This is a genomic window from Halomonas sp. PA16-9 (genome assembly GCF_009728585.1).
Taxonomy (GTDB): Bacteria; Pseudomonadota; Gammaproteobacteria; order Pseudomonadales; family Halomonadaceae; genus Vreelandella; species Vreelandella titanicae.
In genome coordinates this window covers 550,901-568,532 of sequence record NZ_CP040452.1, presented here as the reverse complement: position 1 = coordinate 568,532, position 17,632 = coordinate 550,901, and the positions used below count along the sequence as shown (strand labels likewise).

Here is a 17,632-nt window from a genome sequence, read left to right as displayed (position 1 = left end):
ATCAATGCAAGCAAACGCGATGCAGACAAACGGCTTTTTTGACGAAATTGGCGAAACTATCGGTGAAGCCATCCGCGTGGTGGTTGAGTTTCTGCTGGGCATTTTCACCAACTTCTTCGGTGCGTTCGGCGATTTCATCGATGGCTTGACGCGTTCGCTGGGAATCAGTGATTCCTTTTTCAGCATTGCTGTCTTAGTGATTGGGCTGCTGATTCTGTGGGGCGGTTTGCGCGCTTTTCTGCGAGGCTCGATAATCGGCGGTATTGTACGTACCGTATTGGGGCTGTTTATTCTTTCGTGGTTGATGATGTAGACACACTGAGAGGAGGAGTAGATGAAGCAGTTTGCGTTGATCGCCTATGATTACACCGATGAGGGGGCCTTAAACCGCCGCCTGGCTTGTCGCGAGCTGCACCTGGAAGGACTGCGTAATCTCTATCGGTCGGGTAATTTCGTAAGTGGTGGGGTAGTGCTGAACGATGAAGGTAAAATGATCGGTTCAAATGCACATTTCAGATTTGCTACTCGAGAAGATTTAGAGGCTTGGCTGGCGCAAGAGCCTTATATGACTGAGCGTGTCTGGGAGCAGGTCGATATACGCGAAGTTAAGCTGTTTGATCCCTCTATATAGTATGACGAACGAGCTCGGGTATTGTTTATAAAAAATGTCATAAATAATGCCCCCGTTTCTCTCCTTGGTTAACACCCCATACACTGATGATGAGCAATCGCGTTGCCCTTGAGTCAGTTTCATCAGGGGTATGATAGATTGTCATTTGCTTATTTGGTGCATTTTGGCATCATTTGCACTCATTTTGTGCAAAGCGAGTGTAATGAAAACTTATCTTGGCAAGATGCGGGGGCAGCCAGTCAAGCGTGCCCGGGTAGGCTGGCAGGATGCTTTTTGGTCATGGGTCGGGGCCTTTACCGGTATGGCGGTCATTTGCTGGTTAAGCTCGGCGTGGCTGTCACAACAACTGCTCATCGTAGGCTCCTTCGGCGCAACCTCGGTGCTCATCTACGCAGCACCTGAAAGCCCTTTTGCCCAGCCCAGCCATGTACTCTTTGGCAGCGTGCTCTCCGCGGGTATTGGCGTTGCTTGCTACCAACTGCTGGGAGCGACCCCCTCTCAATGGCTCTGGCCGTATCACTGTCGGTGCTGGGTATGCAGCTAACCCATACGGTTCACCCACCAGGAGCCGCGGCGGCTCTGATTGCGGTAGGCGGGGGTGCCAGCGTTCATCAACTGGGGTGGTGGTATCCTCTTTTGCCAATCGGAGCGGGCAGTATAGTGATGCTGGTAATCGCCATATTGGTCAATAACCTTGCCCGTCACCGCCGTTATCCGCGCTACTGGTAATGTTAAAATTGGCTCAGCTGTTGTTCCAGAGCAAAGATATGGGCATCTTTGGCGCCTAGTTCCCGCAGCGCCACGGCGAGGTTGACCAAGTAGTCGCGGTTGGGGCCGCTGGGCCCATGGGCGTTGGCAATTTGCTGGGCGATCTCATCAAGCGGCGCGTCGCCCAAAAAGGCCGGATTGTCATCGCTGGCCAGATAAATAAGCCCTTCGCTCTGTTCGGTTCCGTTGCCTTTCTCGTCCATAAACGTCAGCGGTACTTTTTCCCGCAAATAGCCGTTCTTCTCCCGCACATCCAACGGCGCGAGCACTTCCGGGGCAATGCGGTAGGCCATGCCGTGGCAAATCGAATCTTTGGCGCGGATCAGCGTTGCCACCCGCCCAGGCGCTTCAGGCGTGCCGCGGTGATCATGGGAGCCCTGCCAAAATCGCCGCTCCCAGCCGTGTATATACGCCGGGCGGCGCTCCAGGTAGGCAAAGTCAGCCTTCCAAATCAGTGAGCCGTAGCCGAATAGCCATATCGCCGCATGGCCTTCGAAGAAGTTTCTTCTGGTTAAGTGCAGTGGTATCAAGCATCGGTATCAGGCAGCGTTTTTAAGGCACATTTTTCAAGTAACATGGGGGCCAACGACGGTGTAAAACCACCATCTTAACATGTCACGGTTGATCACCCACACGATTGCCAAGACCACGACTGGAGGCAGCCATGCGCGCGATTTTTCTGGTGGATAACGGCTCGCTACGAGCGCAGGCAACGCTGAATTTACGCCGCGTGGCGGCTTCGCTTAGCGGGCTTGTAGGCGAAACCGTGCAGGCGGCCTCGCTGCTGCACTCCAATAAGATTCCTGCGGATGAGGTGGGAGGTATTCCCGCCACTACCCTTGGCCCCGCCGCTGAACGCAGTGCCGAACAGGGGGCAACGGAGATTATCGTGCTGCCGTTCTTTTTTGGCCCCAGCAAAGCGCTGACGGGTTATCTCCCCGAGCGCATGGCCACGCTGCAGGAGCGCTTCCCCACGTTAAGGTGCGGGTAGCCCAGCCCTTAGTGGATGAGCTCGGCGATAACGACCTGCGTTTAGCCCATGCTGGCCGATAACGTGCGCGACAAGCTTCGCCCAGGTACTAAACCGCATGTGGCGCTGGTGGATCACGGCAGCCCGATTCCTGAGGTTACCTCCGTACGCAACCGCCTGGCGGGGCAGCTCAGCGTGCTGCTAGCCGATGACGTAGCGTGTGTTGCCGCTGCCTCCATGGAGCGGCGCGAGGGCGATGAGTACCGCTTTAATGAGCCACTGCTGGAAAACTTGCTGGCGCTACCCGAGTTTAAGATAGGCTCGGTGATCCTGGCGATGCTGTTTCTTTCGCCGGGGCGCCACGCCGGGGAGGGCGGCGATATTGCCGAGATTTGTGCAGCGGCTGAACAGCAGTATCCAGGGCTTTCCGTTACCACGACGAAGCTGGTGGGGGAGCATCAAGGGATCGTTGATATATTGCACTCGCGGCTGCGCCAAGCGCTTGATGATGAACGCTTTCTACTCGATATCCCGGCAATCGCCTGACGCCACTAGGGTTTGATGGGTGAATACACGCCTAATAGCGCGTAGAATCGCGAGCCTTTCTATTCGTTGTAAGCTGTCGTCGTTACTGACAATGCGCTAACCAGGGCTCCTTTTGTGATCGCTACCGCCAATATCACCATGCAGTTTGGGGCCAAGCCCCTGTTTGAAAATGTCTCCGTTAAATTCAATAACGGCAACCGTTACGGCCTGATTGGCGCGAACGGCTGCGGCAAATCCACCTTTATGAAAATTCTCGGTGGCGATTTGGAGCCCACTTCCGGCCAGGTGATGCTGGATAGCAGTACACGGCTGGGTAAGCTGCGTCAGGATCAGTTTGCGTTTGAAAACGAGCGGGTGATCGATACCGTCATCATGGGCAATGTAGAGCTCTGGTCGGTCGCCGCTGAGCGTGAACGCATTTACTCCCTGGCAGAGATGAGCGAAGAGGACGGCATGGCCGTCGCTGACCTGGAAGTGCGCTTCGCCGAGCTGGACGGCTACACCGCCGAGCCCCGCGCAGGCGAACTGCTGCTAGGTCTGGGCATTCCCATTGAGCAACACACGGGCCCGATGAGCGAAGTTTCTCCCGGCTGGAAGCTGCGCGTGCTGCTCGCCCAGGCGCTATTCGCTGACCCGGATGTACTGTTGCTGGATGAGCCGACCAACCACCTGGATATCAACACCATCCGCTGGCTGGAAGATATTCTTAAAGCGCGCAGCAGCACCATGATCATCATCTCCCACGACCGCCACTTCCTGAACAGCGTTTGTACCCATATGGCGGATCTGGATTACGGTGAAATCACCCTGTTCCCGGGTAACTACGATGATTACATGACCGCCGCCACCGCCGTTCGCGAGCGTCAGCACTCGGATAACGCCAAGAAAAAGGCCCAGATTGCCGAACTGCAGCAGTTCGTGAGCCGCTTCTCCGCTAACGCCTCGAAGGCTAAGCAGGCTACGTCTAGAGCGCGTCAAATTGATAAAATCAAGCTGGAAGATATCAAGCCTTCCAGCCGCGTAAGCCCCTTTATCCGCTTTGATCAGGCGAAGAAAATCCACCGTAATGCCGTCAACGTGGACGGCATTACCAAGAGCTATGAGGGCGACAAGCCGCTGTTCGAGCGTCTTTCCATGACCGTGGAAGCCGGTGAGCGCATTGCTATTATCGGCCCCAACGGCATCGGCAAAACCACGCTGCTGAAAACCCTGGCGGGCGAGTTACACCCGGACGCGGGCGAAGTGAAGTGGACCGAAGCCGCTGAAGTGGGGGTTTTTGCTCAGGATCACAGCGACGACTTTGCCGTCGATGCCACGTTGTTTGAGTGGATGTCAGCATGGACTCAAGGTGGCGAGCAGGTGGTTCGCGGTGCTCTGGGGCGGATGCTGTTTTCCAGCGACGATATTGGAAAATCGGTGAAGGTCATTTCCGGTGGCGAGCAGGGGCGTATGCTGTTTGGTAAGTTAATCCTTACTCAGCCCAATGTAATGCTGATGGATGAGCCGACTAACCACCTGGATATGGAGTCTATCGAGGCGTTGAACCTGGCCCTGGAGAACTACCCCGGCACGCTGATGTTTGTGAGCCACGACCGCGAGTTCGTCTCGTCACTGGCCACGCGCATTATTGATATGCAGCCGGAAGGCATTGTCGATTTCAGCGGCAGCTACGATGACTACCTACGCAGCCAGGGAGTCGTGTGACGTTGTTTTTGTCAGCATAGCTCTGTAAATCTATTCGCCGATAATTTGCTCAAAGGTGCTGTCGGTGGCGAGTTCGCGCTCGTCATTGAGCATTTTGCCGCTAAACACCGTCTGCATCTCTTTGGCGAGTTCTACGTAGACATGCATTTGTTGATTACGTCGCTTACGTAGCGGTGGTTTCACTAATAAGCTAATACCCTTGATGGGCTCATGGGTTTCCCCGCGCAGCAGGTCAGGCATTTCCCCGGGTGGAAAGGCGTTGGCAATAGTGACTGGGTTGGAAGGCTGTTGGCCGTCGATTAAAAATATCTTCTTGAGCGCGTCGTAGCGAGCGTCTTTCTCCCGTAGCCACTGGGTAAGGCGCTCGTCTGAATCTTCACTGGGTTGATCAAAGATTATAAAAAGCGAATGCTGCTTCACTTTTTTAGTTTGCTTTGAGGGTGCAGGGGTGTCAGGTTCTTGAGCTTTTTCAGAGTTGTCTGCTTGTACCGGACGAGGCGCAGCGGCTTTCGCTTTCGCTGCGCGCCGTCGGCGGCGCCAGGGCACAATGACATATATAAATATCGCTGTTGCCATTGCGCCTAATACCAGCGATGCGAAGGCGAGTACTATTATAGTAGTGGTGCGATCCATACTCTCAGAATCCTTTTTTTAATCAGCGCTCAGGCTTTATTTAGCCGACGACAGTTTGTTTACGCCCAAAGAACAGCCACGACCACGCGGCATTGACCATAAGCTGCAGCGCGTAAGCCGCTAAGCTTGCTGAGCGCCATACTGAGTCATCCGCCATATAAATACGCCAAGCGACGATAGCCATCAACAAATACAGTATGCCCCAAGCGAAGGGGAAAGCGATATTCGGTGGTGTCCAGCTTGGCTTACTGAGTTCGCGGAACCAACCATCAGGCCGAAAGCGCGCACCCAGTCGTGGCGGCAAGGCCGACGAGCAGTAGAGACACCAGCAGCGCTAATAGCGAAGCAAGCATTCATTACCTGTATGTTCAAACGAAAGAATCAATAGCCTAGCAGCGTTTATCCAAGAGGCTCAACACAAAGTAATCACGAGCCGTAATGAGTCAATTGTATTGCCTGAGTTTACCGTGTTCGCGCAAGGCAGTATTGTTTTGTCAAACAACCTAATGAAGCGCTACTCATGAAATACTGCTCAACAACCGATGATATCGATAGTACCTTTCTGGCAAGTGCGGGAAGTGCAGCTTGGCATCGGCATATGGCGAGCTTGGTACGCTCATCGGGACAGCGCGATTTCCCCGTTCGTCTGGAGCAAGTGCTGCGCGCGCTAACCGGTTTCGATACGATTCTGATCAATACCTACAAAGGGCGTCACAGACCACTACTGATTCACGACGATTACCCGTCTGAAAATCGCCCTCAAGCGATAGATCGCTACCTCAGCGGTGCGTATTTATTGGATCCTTTTTTTACCGCCATGAGTGGTGGCCTGGATAGCGGTGTGCACCGGTTGCGGGAGCTAGCCCCTGATCGTTTTGAATCCAGTGATTACTATGCTCACTATTATCGCGCGTTAGGATTGGCGGATGAGGTGGGTCTCTTCGCACGTGTGGGGGATGATGTCTTGATGGTGGTATCGCTGGGCTTTCAGGCAGAAGCTCCCTTGAAACGACGTGCATTGCAGGTGTTGAAGAATGTGGTGCCGATGATCGAAACCTTGTTGATGGAGTTCTGGAAATGGCAGGGCGTCCTCTTCCAGCCGACCTTGGAAAAGGACGCCCCGGTGGAAGCTGCCTTCGTAAGCTTTGGCCGAGAGGTTTTAACGGCACGTGAACAGGAAATCGTTCGTCTGTTGCTCGCAGGGCACTCCACCAAATCGGCGGCCCGGGAACTGGATATCAGCGATGGCACTGTGAAGGTACACCGCAAGCATATTTACCAGCGTCTGGATGTCTCCAGTCAATCGCAGTTGTTCCAGCTATTTCTTGAACACGTGGCCCTCATTTCCCGGCAGTTGAGAGGCTAAGGTGCTAGGTTTGTAGCGCCATCCAGATGGTTTTGATCTCGGTATACTCGTCAAGCGAGTGAAGCGATTTATCCCGCCCATTACCGGATTGCTTAACCCCACCGAACGGCACTGTCATGTCCGGGCCTGCCCAGTTGTTAACGTAGACTTGCCCGGAGTGCAGCTTGCGTGAGACGCGCATAATACGATCAATGTCCTGGCTCCAGACGGCGGCAGCCAAGCCGTAGTCGCTGTCGTTGGCAAGTGCCAAGGCCTCTTCTTCGGTATCGAAGCCAAAGACAGACAGCACCGGCCCGAAGATCTCTTCGCGACCTATCGTCATGGCTGGGGTGACATCGTCAAACACGGTAGGGGGAATAAAGAGTCCAGGGCCATCTAACGGCTGCCCGCCCGAGCGTAGCGTGGCGCCCTCTTCCTGCCCCTGACGGATATAATCAAGCACTCGTTGGTATTGAGTGTCATCCACCATCGCCCCCATAAAGCTTTGCGGGTCGAGTGGATCGCCTGGTTGCATGGCAGCCGCAGCGTCCACCACTTTCTCGACGAAAGCGTGGCGAATGCTGTTTTCCACCAATAGCCGCGAGCCAGCGATACAGACTTCACCTTGGTTATGAAAAATCGCCGCGGCCGCGTGCTGAGCTGCGGCGTCTAGATTTTTGCAGTCGGCAAAGATGATGTTGGGGCTTTTGCCGCCGCACTCCAGATAAACGCGTTTTAAATTGGACTGGCCTGCGTACTGCATAAGCTGTTTGCCCACTGGAGTGGAGCCGGTAAAGGAGAGGCAGTCGACCTCCATCGACAGGGCTAGCGCTTTACCCACGGTATGGCCATAGCCGGGGAGTACTTGAAACACCCCGGCGGGCAGGCCCGCTTGTTGGCTTAGCTGGGCAAGGCGTAGCGCCGATAACGGCGATTTTTCTGACGGTTTGAGAATAACGCTGTTACCCGCTGCCAATGCCGGTGCAATCTTCCAGGCGGTCATCATTAGCGGGAAGTTCCAGGGGACGATGGATATCACCACCCCGAGTGGCTCGCGCACAATCAAGCCCAGATGTTGGTCTCCCGTCGGGGCCACCTCACCGTAAAGCTTATCGATACTTTCGGCGGTATAGCGCAGGCAGCCGATGGCGCCGTCAATATCCCCCAGCGCACTGGTAATCGGTTTTCCCATATCCAGAGTGTCTAGCAGGGCAAGCTCGTGCCTATGGGCCTGCATTAACGCCGCCAGTTCAAGTAACGTGGCTTTGCGCTGAGCTGGCGCGCGGCGCGACCACTCCCCCCGGTCAAAGGCCTGTCGAGCTGCGTGGGTAGCGAGCTCGGCATCGGCGTCATCGCAGCTGGCGACCTCTGCCAACACTTCACCGGTGGCTGGGTTCACCGTGGATAGGGTGGCGCCGCGCTGTGCATCGACAAAGGTGTCGTTGATATAGGCGCGGGTTTCAAAGGAGAGTGTGTCTGCCAGTGTTTGCCACTCGGCCAGATTCGTGGGGGAGTTGTGCTCATTGGGTAGCCTCAAGGTCGTTAGCGTTATGCAGTAGCGCGTCGCACAGCACCTGGGTGCCAAGTGCACACTGCTCTGGCGTTGAGTACTCCGCTTCGTTATGGCTGATGCCATCGCGGCAGGAAATAAAAATCATCGCGGTGGGCGCCACCCGTGATACATACACCGCATCATGGCCGGCACCACTGAGCATACGGCGGTAAGCAATACCTCGCGCCCTGGTCGCCTGTTCGATGGATGCAATGCAGTGGTCGTTAAATGCCACCACCGGGGAGTTCCAGAGGCGTTGCGGCGTTACCACGACACCAAAGATCTTTACCAAGGCATCGAGCTCGCCATGGAAGCGGGCCTCCAGCGCGTCTAGCTGATCGTCGTGCACATGCCGAAGATCGACAGTCAGGGTGACTCGGGCAGGAATCACGTTGCGAGAAGGCGTATCGATCTCCAGGCAGCCAAAGGTCACCTTGCTGTCACCGCTGGTGTCGGTGGCGGCGATGGCGTATAGCCGATCAATGAGCCGGGCGGCAGCGGCCAGGGCGTCGTGACGATATGCCATGGGGGTGGTGCCCGCATGGGCAGCGCTGCCTTCAATCGTCAGGTCAAACCAGCGCATTCCTTGCACCCCGGTGACCACTCCGATATATAAGCCCTCCTCTTCAAGTACCGGCCCCTGTTCGATATGCAGTTCCAGAAAACTGGCTAACCGAGGCTCGCCAATAGGCAGGCTGCCCTTCATGCCTGTCTCCTCCAGGGCCTGTCCAAAACTAATCCCTTGTTCATCCTGTCGAGCTAGGGTCTCCTCCACAGTAAACACCCCCGCATAGGTGCCGGAAGCCATCATCGCGGGGGCAAAACGGCTGCCTTCCTCGTTCGTCCAAACGATCAGTTCCAGAGGTCGTTCGGTAACGATTTGGTGGTCGTGCAGGGTGCGAAACACTTCCAGACCCGCGAGAACCCCCAGCACGCCGTCGAAACGACCGCCTTTCGGCTGTGTATCCAGGTGGCTGCCGACAGCGGCGGGCGCCAGATCCTCACGTGCGCCGGGCCGCCGGAAAAAAAGATTACCCACTGCATCACTGCGAACGTGGCAGCCAATATCAGCGCACCACTCGATCAATTGCTGCCGACCGGCGGTATCTTCGGGGGTCAGTGCTAAGCGGTTGCTGCCGCCATTGGAGGTAGCGCCGATCTCTGCCATGGCCATTAAACTTGACCACAATCGCTGGCCATCGATGGAAACTTGCATGGCGTGTCTCCTGTTGTGTTTGTTGGGTTAAGGAGATCCACCATAGGAGGCCTTTCGCGCAGCCGATATACCCCAATGGGGATATATTCCCGACACTGTTTTCCCCGCTAGCCTGTGAAGTCACCTCAACAACGGCTTCCTAATAAGCGAGGGTATGACGATGACTCAACAGCAGGCGAAAGGCTCTTACGACGCGCAAGACCTTTGGCAAAAAGATAAAAATCACTTTATCCATCCCTTTACCGACTTCAGTGTGTTCCACGAAAACGGCTGTGACTTAATTACCGACAGTGATGGTATCTATGTCGAAGATGCACACGGCAACCGCTTTATCGATGGGATTGCCGGCCTGTGGTGTGTCAATGTGGGCCACGGCCGTGCCGAAATTGGCCAGGCGATGGCCGAGCAAGCCACACGCATGGCCTACTTTTCCACTTTTAATAATCTCTCCAATGCCCCGGCCACCGAGCTGGCGGCCAAGCTCTCAGAGCTTGCGCCTGCCCACTTGAACCATGTGTTTTATAGCTGCGGCGGGTCAACGGCAAACGATGCCACCATCCGGCTTGTGCATTACTACTTCAATCGCTTGGGCAAGCCTTCGAAAAAGCGGATCTTGTCGCGCACCAATGCCTACCACGGCACCACCTACATGGCGGCGAGCCTGACCGGTATCGCCAGCAATAACTGGCAGTTCGATACACTTGATCTGGTGACCCATCTGAGCGAAGCCAACTGCTATCGCCGCCCAGAGGGGATGAGTGAGGCCGAGTATTGTGATCACCTGGTCGATGAACTCGAGCAGACCATTGACCGGCTAGGGGCGGATAACATAGCGGCCTTTATTGCTGAGCCAATCATGGGCGCGGGGGGCGTATTGGTGGCACCACAGGGCTACCATTCCCGCGTGCAGGCCATATGCCGTGCCAACGATATTCTGTTCATTGCTGATGAAGTGGTGACAGGCTTTGGACGTTTAGGGCACTTCTTTGCCTCAGAAGCCGTGTTTGAAACCCAGCCCGATATTATCAATGTGGCGAAAGGGCTTTCATCTGGGTATGCCCCATTAGGTGCAACGCTGATATCTGACGCCCTGTATGCGGTACTAAGTACTCCTCAAGGCCCCGGCGGGGTATTGAGCACCGGCTTCACCTATTCCGGGCATCCCGTGAGCTGTGCTGCAGCGCTTAAAAATATCGAAATCATTGAGCGTGAAGGCATTTGTGAGAATGTTCGCGAAGTTGGCCCCTATCTTGAATCCAAGCTCAAAACGCTCGCCTCTCATGAAACGGTAGGTGATATACGTGGCAGTCATTTCATGATGGCGATTGAAAATGTGGCTAATAAAACAACCAAAGAATTACTCCCCGTTGACGCGCGCGTAGGTGACCGCGTGGCCGCTGAAGCACAGAAACGTGGTTTGATTATTCGGCCGGTTGGTCATCTCAATATCATCTCGCCGCCCCTGATCTGGACGCGTCAAGTAGTCGACGACGTCGTTGCTATTCTCGACGAAGCGTTTGCCGCCACCACACGCTCACTTAAAGCGGATGGTTACCTATAAACACTGCTATTCGGGACGGGCGTTAGCGCCCGTCTTCAGTAGTGACCTACGACAACGATAAAGGGGAATAACCAATGGAAGAGTATGGAGTTTTAAGCCTTATACCCACGTTAGTGGTGTTAGTCATGGCGATTATTACCAAGCGCACGATTGAGTCCCTTCTGGCAGGCGCGCTGGTAGGCTTATTAATGTTTCAACCCCTCAATGTCATTACCCAAGGGTCGGATATACTGCTATCGGTATTGGGTAATGACACGGTGACGTGGATTATTCTGGTGTGCGGGCTATTTGGTAGCTTGATTGCCTTGCTGGTAAAAACCGGAGGGGTTTAAGCTTTGGTGATGCCGTTACCCGACGCATCCATACCCGCCGACAAAGCTTGTTAGCTACCTGGGGGCTGGGACTAATAATTTTTGTCGATGACTATCTCAATGCGCTGACCATTAGCGCTTCCATGAAGAAAATCACTGATCGCTTTAACATATCCCGTGAGAAGTTGGCCTATATCGTTGACTCCACTGCAGCGCCGATCTGTATTCTCGTACCGTTTTCCACCTGGGCTGTGTTCTTTGCAGGTTTGCTGGAAGAGAACAATGTCGCTGGTAACGGCATGGAGCTGTACATCCAAGCCATACCGTTTATGTTTTACGCCTGGATAGCGGCGGCGCTGGTGCCCCTGGTGGCACTGGGCATTATCCCCAACCTTGGCCCGATGCGAGCAGCGGAGGCCCGCGCTGAAGCTGGCCAGCCGCAACCAGATGGCGCTGACGACAGCGCGCTGGAAATAGAAGATACAGGCAAAAAACGCCCTCATCTGCTCAATTTTCTGCTTCCCATTGCGACGCTGATTTTCTTCACTTGGTATTTTGAGATTGATGTGTTGCGCGGCGTGATTGTGCGCTTGCAGTGACGCTAGTGCTTATCGCGGTGCAACGGCTATTAAGCTTTAACGATACGTTTGATACCGCGCTAGATGGTTTCAAAGCCATGATTATGCCACTCGGCACTCTGGTGGCTGGGTTTGTGCTTAAGGAGGTCAATGACCTGCTTGGCTTAACCAACTATGTGATCGAGAGTGTTCAACCTTTAATGACCGCGGGTATGCTACCGTCGGTTGTCTTCGTCACCATGGCCTTTCTCGCTTTTGCGACCGCCTCCTTCTGGGGACTGTTTGCCGTGGCGATGCCTATCGTATTACCGCTTGCCAGTAGTATGGATGCGCATATGCCGCTCGTGGTGGGGGCTTTAATCTCCGCCAGTGCCTTTGGCAGCCACGCCTGCTTTTACGGTGATTCTACCGTTCTTTCTGCCCAAGGGGCGGGGTGTACGCCAATGGCCCATGCGTTAACGCAACTTCCCTATGTCTTAATAGCCGCTGCCGTGGCAACGGGCTTCTTTATAGTGGTGGGGAATATATGAAACACGCGCCGACCTTTCCTACAACGGCCACCGAACCTCTGGCGCGTGAGCTAACACCCAAAGCATTGGGCTTTTCAATGCCGGCGGAGTTTGCGCCTCATGCAGCCTGCTGGATGCTGTGGCCACAGCGCCCAGATACATGGCGCTACGGTGCGAAGCCCGCTCAGCAAGCCTTTGTGGATGTGGCTGTGGCGATTGCTGAGAGCGAGACGGTCTTCGTGGGTGTCAACGATGAGCAGTATGAAAATGCCCGTAATCAGTTGCCTGCGCATATTCGGGTGGTTGAGTTGTCCAGCAATGATGCTTGGATGCGCGATGTTGGCCCCACCTTCATTACCCATCCCGATGGGCGACTCGCCATGGTGGACTGGGAGTTCAATGCCTGGGGCGGGTTGAAGGAGGGGCTCTACTTCCCATGGGACAAAGACAAGCGGGTTCGTTGTAAAATCAGTGAGATGCTGGGTATTCAACGATTCGAGGCCCCGCTCGTATTAGAAGGAGGAGCCATTCATGTGGATGGTGAAGGTACGCTCATCACCACGGAAGAGTGCTTGCTGAATCCTAATCGTAATCCGGAGATGAGCCGCGCCACGATCGAACACTGGCTGCAGGAGTATTTAGGTGTCAGTCACATCATCTGGTTACCGCGTGGCTGTTATCTCGACGAGACCGATGGCCACGTTGACAACCTGTGCTGCTTTATTGCGCCAGGCCATGTTGCGCTAACGTGGTGTGAGGATGAGCAAGATCCCCAGGGCGCTATTTGCCGGGAAGCCTTGCGTGTGCTGGAAAACGCCACGGATGCTCAAGGTAGGCGGCTCACTATTCATAAGCTGCCCCAGCCAGGCCCTCTACATATTGCCGAGGATGAGGCCAGTGGGATTGATCGCCTCAACAGCTCGCATCCCCGCTTACCTGGGGATCGCATGGCAGGCTCTTACGTCAACTTTTATATTAGTAACTCGGCCATTGTGATGCCCTTGCTGGATCCTCGTTACGATGAACAGGCCAAAGGCATTCTATCCCGGTTATTTCCCACGAAGAGGGTGATCGGCGTTGCGGCAAGGGAAATACTGCTTGGCGGCGGGAACATTCACTGCATAACTCAGCAGCAACCACGCGTATAGCGTTTCGCAGGAAAAACGCCTTGTTCAGCCACAGGCTGAACAAGGAGTGGTGATAAAAATCACTCTTGGTCGTTACTGGATACGGTCATAGCCATTATTCATAAATGGATAGTCGGTGTATCCCTTCTCATCACCGCCATAGAACGTTTCGTGGTTCGGCTCGGTGAGTGGTGCGTTAACTCGGAAGCGCTCCGGCAAGTCGGGGTTGGCGATGTAGGGGCGGCCAAAGGCCACGGCATCAGTGGTGTTTTCGCTGATGCGTTTATCGGCGCGCTCGGCGTCGTAGTTGCCGCAGTAGATCAGGCTGCCGCTAAAGCGTTCGCGCATCTGCTCGCGGAAACCATCGGGGAAGGTGATATCGCCACCGGCCCAGTTGGGTTCGTTCAGGTGCAGGTAGGCAAGGCCGCGCTTGGAAAGCTGCTCGGCCATGTAAAATGCCATCGCTTCCGGCTCATCGTCGGTCAAACCAAACAACTCGATAAATGGTGTCATACGGATGCCGACCCGGTCAGCCCCGTAAACGTCAATCACCGCATCAACCACTTCCAGCGGGAAGCGAGCACGGTTTTCCAGCGATCCGCCATACTGGTCGGTACGCTTGTTGGTGCCCGTCGCCAGGAACTGGTTAAGCAAGTAGGCGTTCGCGGCGTGGACTTCGACCATGTCAAAGCCGGCACGCTTGGCGCGTTCGGCCGCTTGGCGATAGTCGGCAACAATGCCTGGGATCTCGTCGGTTTCCAGCGCACGTGGCGTGCTGGTGGGGTGCTGACCCGCGGTGCCATCTTCAAACTCTACGAAACACTGGGCGCCTTCGCCTTTCAAGGCACTCGGTGCTACCGGCTGTTGGCCGTCAGGTTGAACCATTTCGTGAGAAACTCGCCCAACGTGCCACAGTTGCAGAGCAATACGGCCACCTTTGGCGTGTACTGCGTCAACAACGCCTTTCCAGCCTGTTTCCTGCTCATCCGTCCAAATACCGGGTGTATACACGTAGCCACGGGCAGTGGGAGATATGTTGGTGGCTTCGCTGATGATCAGTCCCGCTCCTGCGCGCTGGCCATAGTAAGCTTCCTGAATTTCACCCGGTACGCTATCGGGTGTACGCGCACGTGTCAGTGGCGCCATAACAACCCGGTTAGGAATCGATAGGCTACCCAGTTGGAGGGGAGTAAACAGTGTTTCGAAAGCCATCAATTAAGCTCCTTTTGAATGCTTCGATGAAATAGTACGCACAAGAATAGACCAGTTTACTAGTTAGTGCCAGCCAGATATTTTTAAACGTATTTATGCGCTAGATAACCTTTTATGTGGCATCCAAACTCGCGATCTCTCTGGTACTCTTGCTGCTTATTACCAAGGATGTTGTTGATAGCATGTTAAAAAACGCCCCTCAGCGCCGCCCTTATCAGGTGGCGGAAACCATTAAATGCTGGATCGTGGACAGGCACCTAAAGCCGGGTGACCGGCTACCTAGCGAGTCGGAACTGATGGAGACCCTGCAGGTGTCGAAAGGGACAGTGCGCGAGAGTACGCGAGTACTGGAAGCCCAGGGGTTGGTCGAAACTCGCACAGGGCCCGGAGGCGGCGCTTTTGTGCGTGAGATGAGCGAGGCCAAAGCGGTATCGCTATTAAGTAATTACCTGTTTTTCAAAGAGATATCAATCAAGGATATCTACCAGATACGCTTGGCGTTAGAGCCTGAACTAGCCGCTTCGTTAGCCGGTAAAGTGGCTGCCAGTGATATGGTGCGTTTACGTGAAAGCCTGCATAGTTACGCAGACCCTGCGGACGATAGTGAGACTGAGCGTCAGCAACATCTTGATTCGCTGCATTTCCACCTAATGCTCGCTGAACTGGCCGGTGGCAATCAACTGCTGACATTTATTATCCGCTTCACCATACAGGTGCTCTCAGATCTGACGATTTATCACCGTCTCTATGAGCCAGTTACCCACGATTTAGGACAGACTGGCTGTCGTTATCATGCAGAAATTTTGGATGCCATTGAGCTTGGCGATGCCGAAAGCGCCTATAACATCATGCGCGAGCATATGCTTGATGCCCAACAAGTGATGAATCAGCAGGAGGCTCAGGTACGCCGAGGCTTTTTACCTGAGCCACTAGCGTAACGGGCTGAGGGCGGAAAACGCTATGGACGTGGCAGCTGCTGTAAAAATGCCATGATCACTCGCGTCGCGACTTCGCCGTCTTCGGCGGTAATAGCTTCGTCTGGGTGGTGGCTAAGCCCATCTTTACAGCGTACAAACAGCATGCCGATATCGGTTAATGCCTGCATCGCTAAGCCATCATGCCCAGCGCCGCTAAACATTCGCTCTGCCGGTTGGCCAACCTGGGTGCACGCCTGTTCGAGTGCGGTCATCATCCAGTCTGCACAGGCCACCGCATCGGCGCTGTAAGTGTTTTCAATATTAATGGTTAATCCGCGGCGAGTGGCGACTTCCGTTAAGGCGGCTGTTACGACGTCTCGCCCTTGCTGGCGAATGCTCGCTTTGGGTGAGCGCAGCTCTATCGTGAACGTTACCTGAGCAGGTATAACGTTGACCGCATTGGGGTGGACATCGAGCCTGCCCACCACGCCGACCAACTCATCGGTATTCTGCAGTACGCTATCGATGGCAAGCACCATTTCCGCCGCGCCGACTAGCGCGTCATGACGTATGCCCATCGGTGTAGTGCCTGCGTGTCCGGCCTTGCCGCTTAGCGTGACTTGGTGGCGTTCAATGCCTGTTAAAGCCGTAACGATCCCCACGGCATGATCGCGCTGTTCCAGGATTGGCCCTTGTTCAATATGTACTTCTAAAAATCCCAAGGTGTTGGCAGGGTCGCGGGCGGTAGCGGGGATATCCTCAGGTGTGCAACCGAAGGCTATTAATGCCTCTCGCAGAGAGATTCCCTCGGCATCCTGGGCTTCCAGTTGGTCAGGTGTCACGCTCCCGGCCAGCGCTTTACTGCCGACCAGCGTGGTAGGGAAGCGAACGCCCTCTTCGTCGCCAAACGCGACCACTTCTATCCCGAATGGCAGCGTCACGCCTTCGCGTTTAAGTGCCTCCAAGGCCAATAGCGGTAGGGCCACGCCCAGCATGCCATCGTATTTGCCGCCTTCTATCACTGAATCTTGATGAGATCCCATAATGAAGGTTTTCTCACCCGCTTGAGCCTTGGGGCAGCGACCCACAAGATTGCCTGCGGCATCCAGTTGGGGAGTAAGCCCCGCGTGTTCCATCCAGAGGCTGATTAGCGGCAGTACCTGACGATGCGCCTGGGAGCAGAAAGTCGCGTGACACCGGGGCCTGGCTCAGAGTATTGGGCAGCTTCGTCCAGGCGTTCAATCAATGCCGTTCCCAGTTCGCCTTGTTAAAAGCAGTGTGAGCAACCGTGTTGATCATAAACTCTCCAATAGGTGCTGGCAGAGGGGCCAGCAAAAGAGTAGAAATGCTTTTAGCGCAGCGGCAGTTGACGCCAAAAGGCTTGAAAGTTCTCGGCCATAAACTCATCGACTAACGCCCGCAATGCGCCGGACGTCCTCCGACCAGTCGATGCGCAAATCGATAGGCGCTTGATGAAAAGATTCGATACGCAGCGCGGCCGAGCGCGCACCGCGCTTATCGCCACCCGCTGATAGAGCAGCATCAAGAGCATCAATCAGATGCGTAAGCAGATGTTGGTCGTGATGAATAGGGAAGCGGGGCGACTCGTCGCGCTGAATGGCAGCGCTGCTATTAGTGGCGCTAAGGCGTAAAAATTGCTCTGCAAAAATCCTCACGACCTCGGTGCTCTGCAGCATATTCCCAGCGGCAGCGACGCTAGGGAAGCAGGTTTCAGCCACTTCAGGCATATTCTCTGCACCTGAATGTACTGATGTGCGGCCCTGAGAATCCATCACCAAGCATTGGCGGAACCCTGAGTCGCTGTCCTCGCTAACGGCGGCTCTAAGCGCCTGCCGGGCGCTGGCGCCCGCGGCAAGTGCTTCGTATATCCGAGCTGGGTACCACGGGTTGGTAAAGCGCCCTTGGGTGGCGCATGCCCCAATGCCTCGCCAACAGTGATGTACATAGCCTCCCACCGCCACTCCGCCTGTAGCGGTGATGGTAGCGACGGTGCCCGTGTCAGGATTGCAATGAACAAGTGAAAGCGTCATC

The 17,632-nt window shown here is 55.0% G+C and carries 14 protein-coding genes and 4 pseudogenes; 10 read left to right on the top strand and 8 right to left on the bottom strand.

The annotated features are described in order from the left end of the window. The first annotated feature begins 19 nt into the window (after positions 1-19). The 3 genes and pseudogenes from FDY98_RS19025 to FDY98_RS19015 all read left to right on the top strand — a co-directional run bounded on the left by FDY98_RS19025 (position 20) and on the right by FDY98_RS19015 (position 1,360). Entirely contained in the window at positions 20-313 is a 294-nt protein-coding gene (locus tag FDY98_RS19025) for a hypothetical protein (protein WP_027957100.1), read from the top strand. 21 nt (positions 314-334) lie between these two features. Next, positions 335-631, top strand: coding sequence for a YciI family protein (locus tag FDY98_RS19020; protein WP_022521652.1), 297 nt, complete (start codon positions 335-337; stop codon positions 629-631). Between the two features lie 202 nt (positions 632-833). Beyond that, a pseudogene (locus FDY98_RS19015) lies at positions 834-1,360 on the top strand (HPP family protein). A 2-nt stretch (positions 1,361-1,362) separates the two neighbouring features. On the opposite strand, the pseudogene FDY98_RS19010 reads toward FDY98_RS19015, so the two are convergent. Continuing rightward, positions 1,363-1,933: pseudogene (locus FDY98_RS19010) on the bottom strand (gamma-glutamylcyclotransferase). Positions 1,934-2,063: 130 nt separating this feature from the next. On the opposite strand from FDY98_RS19010, the pseudogene FDY98_RS19005 reads away from it, so the two are divergent. Together FDY98_RS19005 and FDY98_RS19000 are read left to right on the top strand one after the other, a co-directional pair. After that, a pseudogene (locus FDY98_RS19005) lies at positions 2,064-2,915 on the top strand (sirohydrochlorin chelatase). 114 nt (positions 2,916-3,029) lie between these two features. Next, entirely contained in the window at positions 3,030-4,619 is a 1,590-nt protein-coding gene (locus FDY98_RS19000; protein WP_022521655.1) for an ABC-F family ATPase, read from the top strand. A gap of 30 nt (positions 4,620-4,649) precedes the next feature. On the opposite strand, the gene FDY98_RS18995 is transcribed toward FDY98_RS19000, so the two are convergent. Both FDY98_RS18995 and FDY98_RS18990 read right to left on the bottom strand, forming a co-directional pair. Further along, a complete protein-coding gene (locus FDY98_RS18995) occupies positions 4,650-5,252 on the bottom strand; it encodes a cell division protein ZipA C-terminal FtsZ-binding domain-containing protein (RefSeq protein WP_027957098.1) in 603 nt (200 codons plus the stop codon). Positions 5,253-5,292: 40 nt separating this feature from the next. Beyond that, entirely contained in the window at positions 5,293-5,556 is a 264-nt protein-coding gene (locus tag FDY98_RS18990) for a TspO/MBR family protein (protein ID WP_231500588.1), read from the bottom strand. 216 nt (positions 5,557-5,772) lie between these two features. Between FDY98_RS18990 and FDY98_RS18985 the strand changes: the two genes are divergently transcribed. Then, the gene (locus tag FDY98_RS18985) at positions 5,773-6,618 is read left to right on the top strand and encodes a helix-turn-helix transcriptional regulator (RefSeq protein WP_022521658.1); all 846 of its coding nucleotides are present in this window, start codon (positions 5,773-5,775) and stop codon (positions 6,616-6,618) included. A 4-nt stretch (positions 6,619-6,622) separates the two neighbouring features. Here the strand turns inward: FDY98_RS18985 and FDY98_RS18980 are convergent, their stop codons facing one another. Together FDY98_RS18980 and FDY98_RS18975 are read right to left on the bottom strand one after the other, a co-directional pair. Next, entirely contained in the window at positions 6,623-8,134 is a 1,512-nt protein-coding gene (locus tag FDY98_RS18980) for an aldehyde dehydrogenase (protein WP_155706086.1), read from the bottom strand. Then, on the bottom strand, positions 8,118-9,365 hold the full coding sequence (locus tag FDY98_RS18975) for a M20 family metallo-hydrolase (protein ID WP_027957095.1): 1,248 nt from the start codon (positions 9,363-9,365) through the stop codon (positions 8,118-8,120). Before FDY98_RS18975 ends, FDY98_RS18980 begins: the two co-directional genes overlap by 17 nt. A gap of 154 nt (positions 9,366-9,519) precedes the next feature. On the opposite strand from FDY98_RS18975, the gene FDY98_RS18970 reads away from it, so the two are divergent. The 3 genes and pseudogenes from FDY98_RS18970 (at position 9,520) to aguA (ending at position 13,472) form a co-directional block, all read left to right on the top strand. Beyond that, entirely contained in the window at positions 9,520-10,926 is a 1,407-nt protein-coding gene (locus FDY98_RS18970) for an aminotransferase (RefSeq protein ID WP_197029744.1), read from the top strand. Positions 10,927-11,000: 74 nt separating this feature from the next. Continuing rightward, positions 11,001-12,345: pseudogene (locus FDY98_RS18965) on the top strand (Na+/H+ antiporter NhaC family protein). Continuing rightward, positions 12,342-13,472, top strand: coding sequence for an agmatine deiminase (aguA, locus tag FDY98_RS18960; RefSeq protein WP_051430584.1), 1,131 nt, complete (start codon positions 12,342-12,344; stop codon positions 13,470-13,472). The pseudogene FDY98_RS18965 and the gene aguA overlap by 4 nt, the downstream one beginning before the upstream one ends. Positions 13,473-13,544: 72 nt before the next feature. On the opposite strand, the gene FDY98_RS18955 is transcribed toward aguA, so the two are convergent. After that, positions 13,545-14,663 (bottom strand): alkene reductase, encoded by a 1,119-nt coding sequence (locus FDY98_RS18955; RefSeq protein WP_022521664.1) that lies wholly within the window; start codon positions 14,661-14,663, stop codon positions 13,545-13,547. A 182-nt stretch (positions 14,664-14,845) separates the two neighbouring features. On the opposite strand from FDY98_RS18955, the gene FDY98_RS18950 reads away from it, so the two are divergent. After that, complete coding sequence (locus FDY98_RS18950; RefSeq protein WP_027957091.1) at positions 14,846-15,601, top strand: FadR/GntR family transcriptional regulator; 756 nt, start codon at positions 14,846-14,848, stop codon at positions 15,599-15,601. A gap of 20 nt (positions 15,602-15,621) precedes the next feature. On the opposite strand, the gene FDY98_RS18945 is transcribed toward FDY98_RS18950, so the two are convergent. Together FDY98_RS18945 and FDY98_RS18940 are read right to left on the bottom strand one after the other, a co-directional pair. Further along, on the bottom strand, positions 15,622-16,716 hold the full coding sequence (locus tag FDY98_RS18945) for a M20 family metallo-hydrolase (RefSeq protein ID WP_155706085.1): 1,095 nt from the start codon (positions 16,714-16,716) through the stop codon (positions 15,622-15,624). Between the two features lie 267 nt (positions 16,717-16,983). Continuing rightward, a complete protein-coding gene (locus FDY98_RS18940; RefSeq protein WP_155706083.1) occupies positions 16,984-17,631 on the bottom strand; it encodes a DUF1028 domain-containing protein in 648 nt (215 codons plus the stop codon). Position 17,632 lies beyond the last annotated feature (1 nt).

Coding starts and splice junctions, on each gene's coding strand:
- FDY98_RS19020 (WP_022521652.1), top strand. CDS start 335: ATGAAGCAGTTTGCGTTGATCGCCTATGATTACACCGATGAGGGGGCC.
- FDY98_RS18970 (WP_197029744.1), top strand. CDS start 9,520: ATGACGATGACTCAACAGCAGGCGAAAGGCTCTTACGACGCGCAAGAC.
- FDY98_RS18985 (WP_022521658.1), top strand. CDS start 5,773: ATGAAATACTGCTCAACAACCGATGATATCGATAGTACCTTTCTGGCA.
- FDY98_RS18975 (WP_027957095.1), bottom strand. CDS start 9,365: ATGCAAGTTTCCATCGATGGCCAGCGATTGTGGTCAAGTTTAATGGCC.
- aguA (WP_051430584.1), top strand. CDS start 12,342: ATGAAACACGCGCCGACCTTTCCTACAACGGCCACCGAACCTCTGGCG.
- FDY98_RS18945 (WP_155706085.1), bottom strand. CDS start 16,716: ATGGAACACGCGGGGCTTACTCCCCAACTGGATGCCGCAGGCAATCTT.
- FDY98_RS18940 (WP_155706083.1), bottom strand. CDS start 17,631: ATGACGCTTTCACTTGTTCATTGCAATCCTGACACGGGCACCGTCGCT.
- FDY98_RS19025 (WP_027957100.1), top strand. CDS start 20: ATGCAGACAAACGGCTTTTTTGACGAAATTGGCGAAACTATCGGTGAA.
- FDY98_RS18955 (WP_022521664.1), bottom strand. CDS start 14,663: ATGGCTTTCGAAACACTGTTTACTCCCCTCCAACTGGGTAGCCTATCG.
- FDY98_RS18995 (WP_027957098.1), bottom strand. CDS start 5,252: ATGGATCGCACCACTACTATAATAGTACTCGCCTTCGCATCGCTGGTA.
- FDY98_RS18950 (WP_027957091.1), top strand. CDS start 14,846: ATGTTAAAAAACGCCCCTCAGCGCCGCCCTTATCAGGTGGCGGAAACC.